This window comes from Acidovorax sp. 106 (assembly GCF_003663825.1).
Lineage (GTDB): Bacteria > Pseudomonadota > Gammaproteobacteria > Burkholderiales > Burkholderiaceae_C > Acidovorax.
In genome coordinates this window covers 1,002,790-1,017,423 of record NZ_RCCC01000001.1, presented here as the reverse complement: position 1 = coordinate 1,017,423, position 14,634 = coordinate 1,002,790, and the positions used below count along the sequence as shown (strand labels likewise).

Annotated in this window: 12 protein-coding genes; 9 read left to right on the top strand and 3 right to left on the bottom strand. The window is 64.7% G+C overall.

Annotated elements, in window-relative coordinates; translation table 11 throughout:
- Positions 1 to 93 precede the first annotated feature (93 nt).
- Together C8C98_RS04485 and C8C98_RS04480 are read right to left on the bottom strand one after the other, a co-directional pair.
- The gene (locus tag C8C98_RS04485; protein WP_233574451.1) at positions 94 to 582 is read right to left on the bottom strand and encodes a limonene-1,2-epoxide hydrolase family protein; all 489 of its coding nucleotides are present in this window, start codon (positions 580 to 582) and stop codon (positions 94 to 96) included.
- 48 nt (positions 583 to 630) lie between these two features.
- Positions 631 to 1,389, bottom strand: coding sequence for an SDR family NAD(P)-dependent oxidoreductase (locus C8C98_RS04480; RefSeq protein WP_121453305.1), 759 nt, complete (start codon positions 1,387 to 1,389; stop codon positions 631 to 633).
- 146 nt (positions 1,390 to 1,535) lie between these two features.
- Between C8C98_RS04480 and C8C98_RS04475 the strand changes: the two genes are divergently transcribed.
- Complete coding sequence (locus C8C98_RS04475) at positions 1,536 to 2,426, top strand: AraC family transcriptional regulator (RefSeq protein ID WP_121453304.1); 891 nt, start codon at positions 1,536 to 1,538, stop codon at positions 2,424 to 2,426.
- Between the two features lie 188 nt (positions 2,427 to 2,614).
- Here C8C98_RS04475 and C8C98_RS04470 read toward each other — a convergent pair whose 3' ends face one another.
- Positions 2,615 to 3,622 carry an AraC family transcriptional regulator gene (locus tag C8C98_RS04470; protein WP_121456021.1) on the bottom strand — a complete coding sequence of 336 codons (1,008 nt, stop codon included), beginning with the start codon at positions 3,620 to 3,622 and terminating at the stop codon, positions 2,615 to 2,617.
- 318 nt (positions 3,623 to 3,940) lie between these two features.
- On the opposite strand from C8C98_RS04470, the gene C8C98_RS04465 reads away from it, so the two are divergent.
- The 8 genes from C8C98_RS04465 (at position 3,941) to C8C98_RS04430 (ending at position 14,580) form a co-directional block, all read left to right on the top strand.
- Positions 3,941 to 5,491 carry a histidine-type phosphatase gene (locus C8C98_RS04465; protein ID WP_121453303.1) on the top strand — a complete coding sequence of 517 codons (1,551 nt, stop codon included), beginning with the start codon at positions 3,941 to 3,943 and terminating at the stop codon, positions 5,489 to 5,491.
- Between the two features lie 592 nt (positions 5,492 to 6,083).
- Positions 6,084 to 7,817, top strand: coding sequence for an AMP-binding protein (locus C8C98_RS04460; RefSeq protein ID WP_121456020.1), 1,734 nt, complete (start codon positions 6,084 to 6,086; stop codon positions 7,815 to 7,817).
- Between the two features lie 14 nt (positions 7,818 to 7,831).
- Complete coding sequence (locus tag C8C98_RS04455) at positions 7,832 to 9,439, top strand: carboxyl transferase domain-containing protein (protein WP_121453302.1); 1,608 nt, start codon at positions 7,832 to 7,834, stop codon at positions 9,437 to 9,439.
- Between the two features lie 55 nt (positions 9,440 to 9,494).
- Entirely contained in the window at positions 9,495 to 10,385 is an 891-nt protein-coding gene (locus C8C98_RS04450; protein ID WP_158600135.1) for a dienelactone hydrolase family protein, read from the top strand.
- Positions 10,382 to 10,900 carry a DinB family protein gene (locus C8C98_RS04445; protein ID WP_121453300.1) on the top strand — a complete coding sequence of 173 codons (519 nt, stop codon included), beginning with the start codon at positions 10,382 to 10,384 and terminating at the stop codon, positions 10,898 to 10,900. Before C8C98_RS04450 ends, C8C98_RS04445 begins: the two co-directional genes overlap by 4 nt.
- Positions 10,897 to 11,676: an enoyl-CoA hydratase/isomerase family protein gene (locus C8C98_RS04440; protein WP_121453299.1), complete on the top strand. Its 780-nt coding sequence runs from the start codon at positions 10,897 to 10,899 to the stop codon at positions 11,674 to 11,676. The genes C8C98_RS04445 and C8C98_RS04440 overlap by 4 nt, the downstream gene beginning before the upstream one ends.
- Before the next feature lie 156 nt (positions 11,677 to 11,832).
- Positions 11,833 to 12,552 (top strand): DUF4126 domain-containing protein, encoded by a 720-nt coding sequence (locus tag C8C98_RS04435; protein WP_121453298.1) that lies wholly within the window; start codon positions 11,833 to 11,835, stop codon positions 12,550 to 12,552.
- Positions 12,553 to 14,580: an acetyl/propionyl/methylcrotonyl-CoA carboxylase subunit alpha gene (locus C8C98_RS04430; RefSeq protein ID WP_121453297.1), complete on the top strand. Its 2,028-nt coding sequence runs from the start codon at positions 12,553 to 12,555 to the stop codon at positions 14,578 to 14,580.
- Positions 14,581 to 14,634 lie beyond the last annotated feature (54 nt).

Genomic DNA, 14,634 nt, shown 5'->3' with positions numbered 1-14,634 from the left:
TTAAGAATGATGGGCGAAGTCATGCACAGTTAGCGCGTTGCGCGACAAAACCTTCCTTGATTTCTGCTCTGGGGCTTCTGACGGCTGTTGAGCCTATTTCTGTGTATTCGATATCTTTTTGGAAAAGTTGACATCAAAGTAGTCCCACCAAGCGACGATGCAATCGCCCTCTACCTCGAAGATGCCCATCACCTTTACCGCGGCGACGGAACTCCCATCCTTGCGGACGAAGCGGTCGAGTCGCTCGGTCAGCACGCGATTGCCATCCGCAGCGATGGCAAGCATGTCGAAATGAACGGCGGTGATGTCGGGCGATTTGCCGGGGCGATTGAGAAACGCCAGTGCCTCTTCGATGCCTGTGGTTGTCGAAACGCCTTCGTTGACCCAGACGGTTCTGGGGGTGAACCATTGCCGAATTGCAAAGGTTCCGTTGTCCTTTGGGAAGGCAGCGCTGAAGGCGGTGACGGTTTCGATGGGTGTTCGCAACTTTCGATGCTCTGCCTCGCTGGGCGTGGTGCAGGTCTGCGACCAAACCGTCGGTGAAAAAAAGGCGACAGCCATTGCCAACAGCGCAAATTTCATGTGAACTTCTCCCGGTGGTTTGGTTGTGAAATGCGACGCGCTGTCCACCTACAGCAGCTGCCCGCCCGACACATCGAACGACGTGCCATTGGCCCAGGCCAAGTCGCTCGAAAGAATGGCCGCCACGGCTCGCCCGATGTCATCGGGCTGGCCCACGCGTCCCAGGGCGATACCTTGAGCTACGTAGGCATTGACTCCTTCGTTATCACGCACCGCGCCGCCCATGAAGTCGGTTGCGATTGCGCCCGGCGCGATCGTGTTCACCCGGATGCGGCGTTCGCCCAGTTCGACGGCCATGTAACGTGTCAACACTTCGACGGCAGCCTTGACCGCCGCGTACACGCTGTAGCCGGGCAGCGTGAAACGCGTGAAGCCTGTAGACATGTTCAGGATGCTGCCCCCGTCTTCGAGAAGTGGTAGCAGCTGCTGTGTCAGGAACAGCGGTGCGCGCAGATGGGCGTCCACGAGTGCGTCGAACTGTGCTTCGGTCGTTTCGGCGAACGGGGCATGCAAGCCTATGCCAGCGTTGTTGACGAGGTAGTCAAAACGGGGGCGCTGAAAGCGATCCTGCAAGGACGCACGGACTGCTTCGCCGAATGCGGCAAAGGACGCGGTGTCAGCCACATCCAGCCGGAGCATCACCGCCTTGCCGCCGCTTTCTTCAATCTGTCGCTGAAGCGCAGCTGCTTCATCCTGGCCCGTACGATAAGTGCCGACGATGCCGATGCCCCGCTCGGCCAGATGCAGAGCCATGTTGCGGCCAAGCCCACGGCTCGCGCCGGTAATCAGAGCAATTTTTGCTGTCATAGTTGAACTCACTTCATTTCTGTGCTTGAAATGGCGGATATCGCCAAGAGCTCACAATTTAGGGCGAAGCGCTTTTCAGGGCTTGCCCGATGCGCTTGTTCTCTTGCACGATTGACTCAACCACCGTGATACCCGCCGAGCCACCCATGGACACCCACCTTTCAAGCCCGCTGGAAACTGTGTTGCACCGCATCCAACCCGGTACTTTGAAGTCGAACATTCCCCGCATCGAGTTACATGTCGATCAAGGACAGGAAAGTGAAAATGCCTGCCAGTACCGCGCCATGGCGTGTTTCATCCTGCAAGGAAGCAAACGCGTCTCCTTCGGTGACAAGGTACTGCGCTACGAGGCCAGCCACTATCTGGTCAGCGCGCTGGATCTGCCGCTGATGGGGCAGGTCTACAGTGATGCCCAGCAACGGCCCTATGTCGCGCTGACGCTGGTTTTGGACCCGGTGCTGCTCAATGAATTGATCCTGTCCATGCCTGTTTCGAGTGATGGCGGAAGCAGCGAATTTGGGCTATCGACTGCGCCCATGACCCGGGAGCTGGAAGATGTTTTGGCCCGTGCCCTGGTGCTTATGGGGCGGCCGCAGGATGTCCCGGTTCTTGCCCCCCTGCTTGAGCGAGAACTGCTGTATCGGCTGTTGTCAGGTCCGCATGGAAAGCTGTTGCGCCAGATTGCAAGTGCCAAGGGGCCATTGCCGAAGGTGCGAAAAGCCATCGGCTGGATTGGCCAGAACTTTGACAGGTCATTCAAGGTCGAGGATGTCGGCGTGGCCTGCGGGATGAGCCGGGCCAGTCTGAATCGCAGCTTTCGGGAGATCACGGGTCTTAGTCCGTTGCAGTACCAGAAGCAGCTGCGGCTACTGGAGGCGCGTCGCCTGTTGATAGGCGGGGAACACAACGTATCCGGTGCGGCTTTCGCAGTGGGATACGAGAGTTCTTCGCAGTTCAGTCGCGACTACCTGAGGCATTTTGAAGCCACCCCCAGCGAGGACTTGCGGCGGACTGTGCATGCCAACTCTGGGGTTTAGAAAAAGCGAGAAACACTGCGCCAGGGTTCTGGTGCTTTCGCCGTCATTCGAGTTGCGTTGGAACTTGGTTTGAATGGTGTCTGGTGTCGGGCTGGTCAAGATGTTCTCGTACACAGGCGCTTGTTCTGAGATGTAAATAGAAAAGCATCCAGCGGATCGACCCCATTCAATCTGGTTTCTGCTCACGCCTACGGCACCCGCACCACCCTCCGAAACTCCGCCGGCGACTGCCCCGTCCACCCTCGAAACGCCCGGATAAAACTCTTCTCGTTCTCAAACCCCGCCGCCTCCGCCACCTGCTTGATAGGCCGTTGCGTACGGTGCAGCAGCTCCACCGCGCGGGTGCGGCGCACTTCGTCTTTCAGTCCCTGCAGCGTGGCGCCTTCTTCCTTCAGTTGCCGGTGTAGCGTGCGCGGTGACACATGCAGCAGCGCGGCCAGCGATTCGGCGCTGTGCTGGGGCAGGGCGTGGGCCGGTTGCCCCGGCAGGGGCGCGGCCAGCAGCTGGCGCACGCGCTGCACCAGCAGGCGGTCGCGGCGGTAGTGCAGCACCGTCAGGGGCAGGGCGTGTTGCAGCATCTGGCGCAGGGCCTGTTCGTCGCGGCGCAGGGGCAGGTGCAGGTAACGGGCGTCAAAGTGCAGGGCGGTGCGCGGTGCGTGGAAGGTGGCGGGGCCGCGGAACAGCACGGCGTAGGCATCGGCATGGGGTGGCGCGGCAAACGCAAACTCGGCGGCGATGAGGGGGATGCGCGAGTCCACCATCCAGCACGCCAGTCCGTGCGCATTGCGCAGCACTGACACCAGGCAGAACTCGCGCAGCGCGCCCAGGTCGCGGGCCTCGGTGATGGCCAGGGTGGCTATGTCGCCCTGGGTGGTGAGGTGCAGCGCAATGTCGTCCGCCAGCAGCCCATGGTGGCGGCACCAGCGGGCCAGTGCCACCTGCAGCGTGGGCGAGCTGATGCTGGCACGCGCCAGCATGCCGTAGCTGCCCCAGGGCAGGCGGCGGCTGAACCAGCCCAGGGCTTCGTCGTCCAGCTCGCGCATGGCGGCGTCGGAGATGCGTTCCATCTGCCAGGCGGTGATGCAGGCGCTGTCGTCAGCCAGCAGCTGCGGCGCAATGTGTGCCTGGGCCAAGGCTCGCTCGGGGCTCAGGCCGCGCCGTTTGTACGCCAGGACAATGGCTTGCACAAAGGCCATGGGCGTGGCGGCAACGGGGCTGGTGATAGAGGGGGCATTGGGCTGCGCCGTGGGCAGCGCCAAGCGTGACTTGGAGGGCGGCTCAGACGGTGCAGCGGCAGAAGGCAGGGCGCGTGGGGGCGTGGGCATAAGCCCGCCCAGTGTGCCAGCCGTGGCGTGGTTTGCAACCTTTGTGCCCCCTTAGCCCGCGCCAGCGGCGGTGCGTGCCAAGTGGGCAGCGGGCATATGGGCGTGGGGCTGAGATGGCGCGGTGTGGCGTCACGGCGCTGTCACACGTGGGGCGTAGTCTGCGCCACCTTTTCAATTTTTGCGCTCGCCATGACCTTTGCTGCTGCTGCCCTGCGCCGGGCCGTTCCGCTCGTTGCCCTTGTTCTTGCTGCATGCGGCGGCGGTGGGGGCGGCGATGCTGCAGCGCCGTCGGGCGCGTATGCCACTAAGACGGCCTACCAGCCGCGCCAGGCGCTTGCCAGCTACGAGGCGCCGCCGACGGGCTTTGCCAAGGTGTATGCCGAGTTGGTTGCACGGCATGGCTCGCGGGGGCTGTCCAGCCTCAAGTACGACGATGCTGTGCTTAACCTGTGGAGCCGCGCCCAGGCCGACGGTGCCTTGACGCCCCTGGGCCAGAGGCTGGGGCCCGATGTCGAGAAGATCATGCGGGCCAACTTTTTGCTGGGGTGGGGCGTTGCCGGCATTGGAACGCCGGGCTACGGCAACCTGACCCAGGTGGGCATGACCGAGCACCGCCAACTGGCTGAGCGGCTTGCCCGGCGCAACCCAGAGCTGTTCTCTGGCCAGACCTTCCAGGGCGTGCCCCGGCGGGTCGAGGTCTTGCACTCCGGGCAAGACCGGGCGGTGGACAGTTCGCAGTTCTTTGCTGCATCGCTGGCAGGCGCGGCACCCGCCGTGGCCGGTGCCATCGCGCCGGCCGTGGTCAACCGCTATCAGCTTTATCCGCACAAGCTGTCGGCGTCGGGGGATGCGGTGGCCGATGCCACCAGCGTGAATGCAGCGGTGTTGGCTGCCAGCCTGGACTACCAAAGCTATGCATCGTCCAAGGATGCCGCCGGCTTTGGTGCAGAGGCCGCCGCCAAGGTGGCCGCAGCGCGGGCCGCACCACAGGTGCGCAGCCATGCCCGCGCGGTGCTGGAGCGGTTGTTTACCAGCACCTTCATCGACAAGCTGGATGCAGGCGCGTACAGCTTTTCCAACAACGGCACACACACCTATTCGAGTGCCGACGGGCGCTTTACCAACACCCTCACGGGCGATGGCAAGACCAAAATCCAGGGCATCGTGGACGCTGCTGCGTTGATTTACGAGCTGTACATCATTGCCCCGGGCATGGCGCAAGAGACGGGCTCGCTGGACTTTGGGGCGTACATGCCAGCCGAGTACGCACCTACTTTTGCCTACCTGCAGGACATTGACGATTTTTACGGAAAGGGGCCTTCTGCAACCGAATACGGCGGTGTCACCACCCGCTTTACCCAGGCGCTGCTCAAGGATTTTTTTGACGAAGTGGGCCTGATTGCGCAAGGCCGTCTGGAGCGCGTGGCACGGCTGCGCTTTACGCATGCCGAGGTGATGATTCCGTTTGTGGCGCGCATGGGGCTGCGCAATGCGTCCACCCCCATGCCGCGCGCGCAAACCTACACCTACGGCAACAACCCCTGGCGCGGCGAAGACGTCTCGCCCATGGCCACCAATGTGCAGTGGGACGTGGTGCGCGACAGCCGGGGTACGGTGCTGGTGAAGATGCTGTTCAACGAGCAAGAGGTGGACTTTCCGGCCGCTTGCGACGCAGCACGCTACGCCACGGGCAGCCGTTACTACGAGTACACCGGCCTCAAGCGCTGCTACGGGCTGTGAGCTGCAGCCTGTGGGTTGTGACTCAGGCGGGCGGTTGTTGGGCCGCCTGCTCAGCGTCTGTGTGGCGAGGCGTGCGCGCTGCACTCTGATTTGGCGCTGTGCCTGACGGCCCCGGGGGCTCCACCGCAAGGCGGTCGGGGCCCTTTGCTGTTGCTGCCCAGCCTTGCCAACATGGCATAGCGCAATTGGCGTGATTTGTGCCTGTTTTGCAGCGCCGCCGTGCTGCTGGGCTACCGCCGCTGTGGCGGCGCCACGGCGCTGTGCCGCGCCATGTTGGGTGGCGTGCTGCCATTGGGGTAGCCCGTTCGTGTCGAGAGCAGGCCCGCCGTAGGGCGTATTTAGGGCTAGGGCGCTCTGGCACAGGGGCCGATGTTGTGGCTGCACAGTCTGGCCGGATTGGTGGGTGGCCGGTGTGGCGCAATATGCAACCTGTCTGGCCTGATCGGGTGCCCTCGCGCGCGCTTTGCGGCGTATGCTTTGGTGTCAGGCCGTGCCCGCACCGCCGAGGGCGCTGCGCTTGCGCACCCCTGCGGTCATGAACAAAACAGGCTCTTGCGTCGCGCCCAGACCGCCAGCCAAGGAGACAAACGCCGTGATCCTGCCGTCCGATCCTTCCATCCCGAAGTCAGCCTCCAGCTATGCCCGTGGGGCTACCGACGTTCCTCTCATCGAGCAAACCATCGGAGCCTTCTTTGCCGATATGGTGGCCCGCCAGCCCGACCGCGAGGCGCTGGTGAGCAGGCACCAGGGCCGCCGCTATACCTACGCCCAACTGCAGGCCGAGGCGCACCGGCTGGCCAGCGCCTTGCTGGGCATGGGCCTGCAGCCCGGCGACCGCGTGGGCATCTGGTCGCACAACAACGCCGAATGGGTGCTGATGCAACTGGCCACCGCGCAGGTGGGCCTGGTGCTGGTCAACATCAACCCGGCCTACCGCACGTCGGAGGTGGAATACGCGCTCAACAAGGTGGGCTGCAAGCTGCTGGTGACCATGGCGCGCTTCAAGACCAGCGACTACCTGGGCATGCTGCGCGAGCTGGCGCCCGAGTGGCAGGGCCAGCAGCCGGGCCACCTGAACGCCGCCAAGCTGCCGCAGTTGAAGACGGTGGTGTGGATTGATGACGAAGTAGGGCAGAGTGCCGACGAGCCGGGCCTGCTGCGATTTACCGACCTGATGGCGCGCGGCAACGCGGCCGACCCGCGCCTGGCCCAGGTGGCCGCCACGCTGAAGGCCTCCGACCCGATCAACATCCAGTTCACCAGCGGCACCACCGGCTTCCCCAAGGGCGCCACGCTCACGCACCGCAACATTCTTAACAACGGCTTCTTCATTGGCGAGTGCATGAAGCTCACGCCTGAGGACCGCCTGTGCATCCCCGTGCCGCTGTACCACTGCTTTGGCATGGTGCTGGGCAACCTAGCGTGCCTGACGCACGGCTCCACCATCGTCTACCCCAACGACGGGTTCGACCCGCTGACGGTGCTGCAGACGGTGCAAGACGAGCGCTGCACCGGCCTGCACGGCGTGCCCACCATGTTCATCGCCGAGCTGGACCATCCGCGTTTTGCCGAGTTCAACCTGAGCACGCTGCGCACCGGCATCATGGCCGGATCGCCATGCCCCACCGAGGTGATGAAGCGCGTGGTGGAGCAGATGAACCTGCGCGAGATCACCATTGCCTACGGCATGACCGAGACCAGCCCCGTGAGCTGCCAAAGCAGCACCGACACGCCGCTTACCAAGCGCGTATCGACCGTGGGCACCGTGCAGCCGCACCTTGAGATCCAAATCGTGGACCCTGAAACCGGCGCCGTGGTGCCGCGTGGCGCGCGCGGCGAGTTCTGCACCCGGGGCTATTCGGTGATGCACGGCTATTGGGGCGACGAAGCCAAGACGCGCGAAGCCATTGATGCCGAGGGCTGGATGCACACCGGCGACCTGGCCACCATGGACGACGAGGGCTACGTGAACATCGTCGGCCGCATCAAGGACATGGTGATCCGCGGCGGCGAGAACATCTACCCGCGCGAGATTGAAGAATTCTTGTACCGCCATCCGCAGGTGCAGGACGTGCAGGTGGTGGGCGTGCCCGACCAGAAGTACGGTGAGGAACTTTGCGCCTGGATCATCGCCAAGCCCGGCACCCAGCCGACGGAAGAAGACATTCGTGCCTTCTGCAAGGGCCAGATCGCGCACTACAAGGTGCCACGCTACATCCGCTTTGTGACCAGCTTTCCGATGACGGTGACCGGCAAGATCCAGAAGTTCAAGATCCGCGACGAGATGAAAGACCAGCTGGGGCTGATTGAAGATAAAACCGCTTGAAAGAGCAAGACCGTATGACCATTCTCGACACCCAACTCAATGCCCGCTCGGCGGACTTTCTGGCCAATGCCGCCGCCATGCGCACGCTGGTGGATGACCTGCGCGCCCAGCTCGACAAGGTGGCCCAGGGCGGTGGCGAGGCCGCGCGCGCCAAGCACACCGCACGCGGCAAACTGCTGCCGCGTGAGCGCGTGCAGATGCTGCTGGACCCCGGCACGCCGTTCCTCGAACTCGCGCCGCTGGCCGCGCTGAACATGTACAACAACGACGCGCCCAGCGCGGGGCTCATCGCAGGCATTGGCCGCGTGAGCAGCGTGGACTGCATGATCGTGTGCAACGACGCCACGGTGAAGGGCGGCACCTACTACCCGCTCACCGTCAAGAAGCACCTGCGTGCGCAAGAGGTGGCGCAGCAGAACCACCTGCCCTGCATCTACCTGGTGGACTCGGGCGGGGCCAACCTGCCCAACCAGGACGAAGTCTTCCCTGACCGCGACCACTTCGGCCGCATCTTCTTCAACCAGGCCAACATGAGCGCCATGGGCATCTCGCAGATCGCCGTGGTGATGGGCAGCTGCACGGCGGGCGGCGCGTATGTGCCCGCGATGAGCGACGAGTCCATCATCGTCAAGAACCAGGGCACGATCTTTCTGGGCGGCCCGCCGCTGGTCAAGGCCGCCACGGGCGAGGTCGTCACGGCCGAAGACCTGGGCGGTGGCGACGTGCACACGCGCCTGTCGGGCGTGGCCGACCACCTGGCACAAAACGACATGCATGCGCTGCAGCTGGCGCGCAACGCAGTGCGCAATTTGAATAAAAATAAGGCTCCAGCGCACGCAGATCAAGCGCCGGTAGCTCCTAAATTCGTAGCGGAAGAGCTGTACGGCGTGATCCCCGTAGACACACGCAAGCCCTTTGATGTGCGCGAGATCATTGCCCGCATCGTCGATGGCAGCGAGTTCGACGAGTTCAAGGCGCGCTACGGCACCACGCTGGTCACGGGCTTTGCGCGCATCGAAGGGATGATGGTCGGCATCATTGCCAACAACGGCATCCTGTTCAGTGAATCGGCCCTGAAAGGCGCGCACTTCATCGAGCTGTGCTGCCAGCGCAAGATTCCGCTGGTGTTCCTTCAGAACATCACCGGCTTCATGGTGGGCCGCAAGTACGAGAACGAAGGCATTGCCCGCAACGGCGCCAAGATGGTCACGGCCGTGGCCACGGCGAGTGTGCCCAAGTTCACGATCATCATCGGCGGCAGTTTTGGCGCAGGCAACTACGGCATGTGCGGCCGTGCGTACTCGCCCCGCTTCTTGTGGATGTGGCCGAACGCGCGCATCAGCGTGATGGGCGGCGACCAGGCTGCGGGCGTGCTGGCCACCGTGAAGCGCGATGGCATCGAGGCCAAGGGTGGGCAGTGGACGATGGAAGAGGAAGAAGCCTTCAAGGCCCCCATCCGCCGCCAGTACGAAGACCAGGGCCACCCCTACTACGCCACGGCACGCCTGTGGGACGACGGCGTCATCGACCCGGCCGACACCCGCCGCGTGCTGGCACTGGGCCTTGCGGCCACGCGCAACGCGCCGATTGAAGACACCAAGTTCGGCCTGTTCCGCATGTAAGCCTGGTTGCGTGGTGCTATTTCCAATTGCTATGAAGCCCTCTGGCGCCTCCCCGTTGCCCGTTGTTCCAACGCGCTGGCTGCTGGGTGCCGCCTTGACGCTGTGGGGAGTGTTGGCGCAGGCGGCCCCCGAGATGCAGCGTGTGAAACTGCCATTGCCTTCCGGCACCGTGCTGCAAGCGCACTGGCTGCCCGCACCGCAGTCGGCAGCACCGGCCCAGCCATCAGCCAAACCTGCGGTGCTCGCACTGCATGGCTGCGGGGGCTTGTACGCCAAGGGTGGGGCGCTGTCTTCGCGCTACCGCGAGACGGCTGAGACTTTGCACGCCGCAGGCTATGCGGTGCTGATGCCCCACAGCTTTGGATCGCGCGGTTTGCGCGATGTGTGCCAGACCCGCTACAGCGACCGGACCTTGAACGTGAGCGACCGCGTGCAGGACGCTCGCGCCGCCCTGGTGTGGCTGGCGGCGCAGCCGGGTGTGGATGCCCAGCGCATCGGCGTGATGGGCTGGTCCAACGGCGGCACCACCACCTTGAACCTGCTGGTGCAGCGGCACACCCATCCGCAAGAGGGCGAGCCGCCACTGGCCGGAGCGGCCGTGTTTTACCCCGGCTGCGGGCCCCTGCTCAAACACCAGGCCGTGGCGGGCAATGTGCCGCTGCTGATGCAGCTCGGTGCGCTGGACGACTGGACCCCGGCCCAACCCTGCGTGGACTGGGCCGCCACCCTCAAGGCCCGCGCAGGCAGCGACGTGACGGTGCATGTGTACGAGGGAAGCTACCACGGCTTCGATGGCTCTGCGCCAGTGCGCTTGCGTGGCGATGTGCCCAATGGCACTTCAGCACAGGGTGTGCACCAGGGCGGCAATCCGCAGGCGCGTACCCAATCACTGGAGGCCTTGCAATCTTTCTGGAGCCGGGTGCTGGGCACGCGGAAAGCACCATGAACCCAGCGCACCATTTCAGCCAACTTGCGCGCTACAACCAGTGGGCCACGGCCCGCTTGCTCGATGCCGTGGCGGCCCTGCCCGAGGCGGACTACCGGCGCGATGCAGGGCTGTTCTTTTGCAGCATTCACGGCACGCTCAACCATCTGCTGGTGGGCGAGCATCTGCTGTGGTTTGTGCGATTTTCGGAAGGCGCATCGCCCCGGGTGGCGCTGGATGCTGAAGTGGAGGCTGATCGGAAGGCGCTCGCGCTGCGCCTGCAAGAAGGTGCGGCCCGCTGGCCTCCGCTGATCGTAACCTGGCCTGCCGAACGTTGGGGTGGCACGCTGGACTACACCACCATGCGCGGCACGGCCGCGTCGCTGCCCTTTGCCGCCACCCTGGCCCATGTGTTCAACCATGGCACCCACCACCGGGGCCAGATCACCGCCGCGCTGACCGCACTGGGCCAGCCCTGTCCTGAGCTGGACCTTGTCTATTTCCTGCAGGCCGAACAGGCCGGAGCCACCCCATGAGCAACAACCTACAAATCACCTACGAAGGCGCCGTGGCGCGCATCACGCTCACGCAGCCTGAGATTCGCAACGCCTTCAGCGATGAGGTCATTGCCGAGATCACCGCCGCCTTCACCGAGGCGGGGGGGCGTGCCGATGTGTGCGCCGTGGTGCTGGCAGCCGAGGGCCCCGCATTCTGTGCGGGCGCCAACCTCAACTGGATGCGCCGCATGGCCGACTACACGCGCGATGAAAACATCGCCGACGCTGGCAAGCTGGCCGAGATGCTGCGTGTGATCTACGAGTGCCCCAAGCCAACAATAGCCCGCGTGCAGGGCGATGTGTATGCGGGCGGCATGGGCCTGGTGGCGGCCTGCGACATGGCCGTGGCGGTAGACACGGCGGGCTTTTGCCTCAGCGAAGTGAAGCTGGGCCTCATCCCTGCCACCATCAGCCCCTACGTGATCCGCGCCATGGGGGCGCGCGCTGCGCACCGCTACTTCCTGACGGCCGAACGCTTTGGCGCGGCCGAGGCGTTGCGCATCGGCTTTGTGCACGAGGTGGTGGTGGCCGACCAGCTCGACGCCAAGGTCGATGAACTGCTCAAAGCCCTGACCAGCGCCAGCCCCAACGCCGTGCGGGTGTGCAAGAAGCTGGTGATGGATGTGGCAGAGCGCGAAATCAACGCGGGCCTGATCTCTGCCACGGTGCGGGGTATTGCCGACATCCGCGCCAGCGACCAGGGCAAGGAAGGCGTGCAGTCGTTCCTCGCCAAACGCAAGCCCAACTGGTTATGAAGCACCCCCTGAGTCGCTACGCGCCTTCCCCCTCTCTCGCTTCGCGGGAGGGGGACGAAGCCCTCGCTGCGGGGCGGCCCTTGCTCGGCATCCCTGGCATGAAGCCACGGCGGTTTCGCACGCCTGAGGCAAGGCTGGACGCGGCGGAGGACTGACATGGACACCCTCTGGTTCAACATCGTTCAGTGGCTCCACACGCTGGGGCTGCATATGGATGGTGGCACGGCGCGCGCTGTGGGCGATGCGGCGGCCACAGCAACTGCGAAGCTCGACATGCCCGCCCTGCTGGCGCTGGCCGCCGCACTGGGCTGGGCCAGCGGGTTCCGGCTGTATGCGGTGGTGTTCCTGGTCGGGATGATGGGTGTGCTGGGCTGGATGCCTTTGCCGCCCGGCCTGGCGATGCTGCAGCACCCGCTGGTACTGATGGTCAGCGGCTTCATGCTGATGGTGGAGTTTTTTGCCGACAAGGTGCCCTGGGTGGACAGCGCCTGGGATGCCATCCACGCTTTCATCCGCGTACCCGCTGGCGCTGCGCTGGCGTACGGCGTGTTCGGCGCCGACAACGCCACGATGGCCGTGGTGGCGGGGCTGCTGGGCGGCTCGCTCTCGGCCACGGCCCTGGCTACCAAGATGACCACGCGGGCGGCGGTGAACACGTCGCCCGAGCCGTTTTCTAACTGGGGCCTGTCGTTCTTTGAGGATGGCTTAGTGGTCGCCGTGGTGTGGCTGGCCACGCAGCACCCGGTGGCTTTCGGCATTGCGTTGGTGGTGATATTGGTCGTGTCGGTGCTGCTGCTGGTGGTGCTGTTCAAGTTTTTGCGCGCCGTGGTGCGGCGCTTGTCTTCTTTCTTTTCTGGTTCTGCCAAGGTGGCTTAAATGTTCAACAAAATCCTGATTGCCAATCGTGGGGAGATTGCCTGCCGAGTGGCGGCTACGGCAAAACGCCTGGGCGTGAAGACCGTCGCCGTGTATTCCGATGCCGACGCCAATGCCAAGCATGTGGCCGTGTGCGACGAGGCCGTGCACATTGGCGGCAGCGCGCCCAAGGACAGCTACCTGCGCTGGGAGCGCATCATCGAAGCCGCCCAGGCCACGGGCGCGCAGGCCATCCACCCTGGCTACGGTTTCCTGAGCGAGAACGAAGACTTTGCGCAGGCCTGTGCCGCTGCGGGCTTGGTCTTTATCGGCCCGCCCGCCTCGGCCATCAAGGACATGGGGCTCAAGGCCGAGTCCAAACAGCTGATGGAAAAGGCGGGCGTGCCCCTGGTGCCCGGCTACCACGGCGCCGACCAGGACCCGGCCCTGCTGCAGCGCGAGGCCGACCGCATTGGCTACCCCGTGCTCATCAAGGCCAGCGCGGGTGGCGGCGGCAAGGGCATGCGCGCGGTGGACAAGGCCGAGGACTTTGCCGCCGCGCTCGAATCGTGCAAGCGCGAAGCCATCAACAGCTTTGGCGACGATGCGGTGCTGGTTGAAAAGTACGTGCAGCGCCCTCGCCACATCGAGATCCAGGTGTTTGGCGACACGCATGGCAACTGCGTGTACCTGTTCGAGCGCGACTGCTCGGTGCAGCGCCGCCACCAGAAGGTGCTGGAAGAAGCCCCCGCCCCCGGCATGACGCCCGCGCTGCGCCAGCAGATGGGTGAGGCCGCCGTGGCCGCCGCCAAGGCCGTGAACTACGTGGGCGCAGGCACGGTGGAGTTCATCGTGGAGCAGCCGGGCGGCTATGAAAAGCCGGAAGACATGAAGTTTTTCTTCATGGAGATGAACACCCGCCTGCAGGTGGAGCACCCGGTGACCGAGGCCATCACGGGTCTCGATCTGGTGGAGTGGCAGTTGCGCGTGGCGTCGGGCGAGCCGCTGCCGCTGCAGCAGCAAGACCTGCGCATCATCGGCCACGCCATCGAGGCGCGCATCTGCGCCGAGAACCCCGACAACAACTTCCTGCCTGCCACCGGCGCGCTCAACGTGTATGCGCTGCCCGAGTGCGTGACCTTTGAGCGGGGCTTGGTACGCGTGGACTCTGGTGTGCGCCAGGGCGACGCGATCAGCCCCTTCTACGACTCCATGGTGGCCAAGCTCATCGTGCACGGCGACACGCGCGAACAGGCGCTGGCCCGGCTCGATGACGCGCTGGCCCAGACCCACATCGTGGGCCTGGCGACCAATGTGCAGTTCTTGCGCCGCGTGGCACGCACTGAGGCATTTGCCAGCGCCAAGCTCGACACCGCGCTGATCCCGCGCGAGCAGGCCGTGCTGTTCCATCAGGAGCCCGTGGGTTTGCCCCTGGCCGCTGCGGCTGCCGTGGCGCAGACCCTGCTGAATGAGCGCGCCAGCGAGGGCGTGGACCCGTTCAGCCGCCGCGACGGATTTCACACGCATGGCGTGGTGCAGCGTCGGTTTGAGTTTGAATTTGGTGGCGAACATGCCAAAGCGCTGCTGACCTACGAGCGTGGTGGCAATCTGCACTTGGCCGTGGGCGAAGGCGATGCTGCCGTGGCCGGGCCGCTGGTGTTCAGCGACTTGGCGCAGGGCATCGAGTTGCAATTTGCCGGCCAGCGCACCCGCGCTGCCGTGTACGCGCAAGGCGAGGTGGACCATGTGTTCACCCCGCTGGGCGCCACGCAGATCACCGCCATCGACCTGCTGGCCCACGCGGGTGAGGCAGCGGCTGAAGGCGGTCGCCTGACGGCCCCCATGCCCGGCAAGGTGGTGTCGTTTGCCGTGAAGGCGGGCGACGCGGTGACCAAGGGCCAGCCCCTGGCGGTGATGGAGGCCATGAAGATGGAGCACACCATCGCCGCACCGGCCGACGGTGTGGTGCAGGAACTGCTGTACGCGCCCGGCGACCAGGTCACCGAAGGGGCTGAGCTGCTCAAGCTGGTGGCGGCCGAAAAGGCCTGATCGGCTCCAGGGCGCCCTGCAGGTGACAGCGCGAGTTGCCCGATGCGGCTACCC

Excerpts from the sequence above, each read along its gene's own strand:
- C8C98_RS04485 (WP_233574451.1), bottom strand. The coding sequence starts at position 582 with ATGAAATTTGCGCTGTTGGCAATGGCTGTCGCCTTTTTTTCACCGACG.
- C8C98_RS04480 (WP_121453305.1), bottom strand. The coding sequence starts at position 1,389 with ATGACAGCAAAAATTGCTCTGATTACCGGCGCGAGCCGTGGGCTTGGC.
- C8C98_RS04475 (WP_121453304.1), top strand. The coding sequence starts at position 1,536 with ATGGACACCCACCTTTCAAGCCCGCTGGAAACTGTGTTGCACCGCATC.
- C8C98_RS04470 (WP_121456021.1), bottom strand. The coding sequence starts at position 3,622 with ATGGCCTTTGTGCAAGCCATTGTCCTGGCGTACAAACGGCGCGGCCTG.
- C8C98_RS04465 (WP_121453303.1), top strand. The coding sequence starts at position 3,941 with ATGACCTTTGCTGCTGCTGCCCTGCGCCGGGCCGTTCCGCTCGTTGCC.
- C8C98_RS04455 (WP_121453302.1), top strand. The coding sequence starts at position 7,832 with ATGACCATTCTCGACACCCAACTCAATGCCCGCTCGGCGGACTTTCTG.
- C8C98_RS04445 (WP_121453300.1), top strand. The coding sequence starts at position 10,382 with ATGAACCCAGCGCACCATTTCAGCCAACTTGCGCGCTACAACCAGTGG.
- C8C98_RS04440 (WP_121453299.1), top strand. The coding sequence starts at position 10,897 with ATGAGCAACAACCTACAAATCACCTACGAAGGCGCCGTGGCGCGCATC.
- C8C98_RS04435 (WP_121453298.1), top strand. The coding sequence starts at position 11,833 with ATGGACACCCTCTGGTTCAACATCGTTCAGTGGCTCCACACGCTGGGG.
- C8C98_RS04430 (WP_121453297.1), top strand. The coding sequence starts at position 12,553 with ATGTTCAACAAAATCCTGATTGCCAATCGTGGGGAGATTGCCTGCCGA.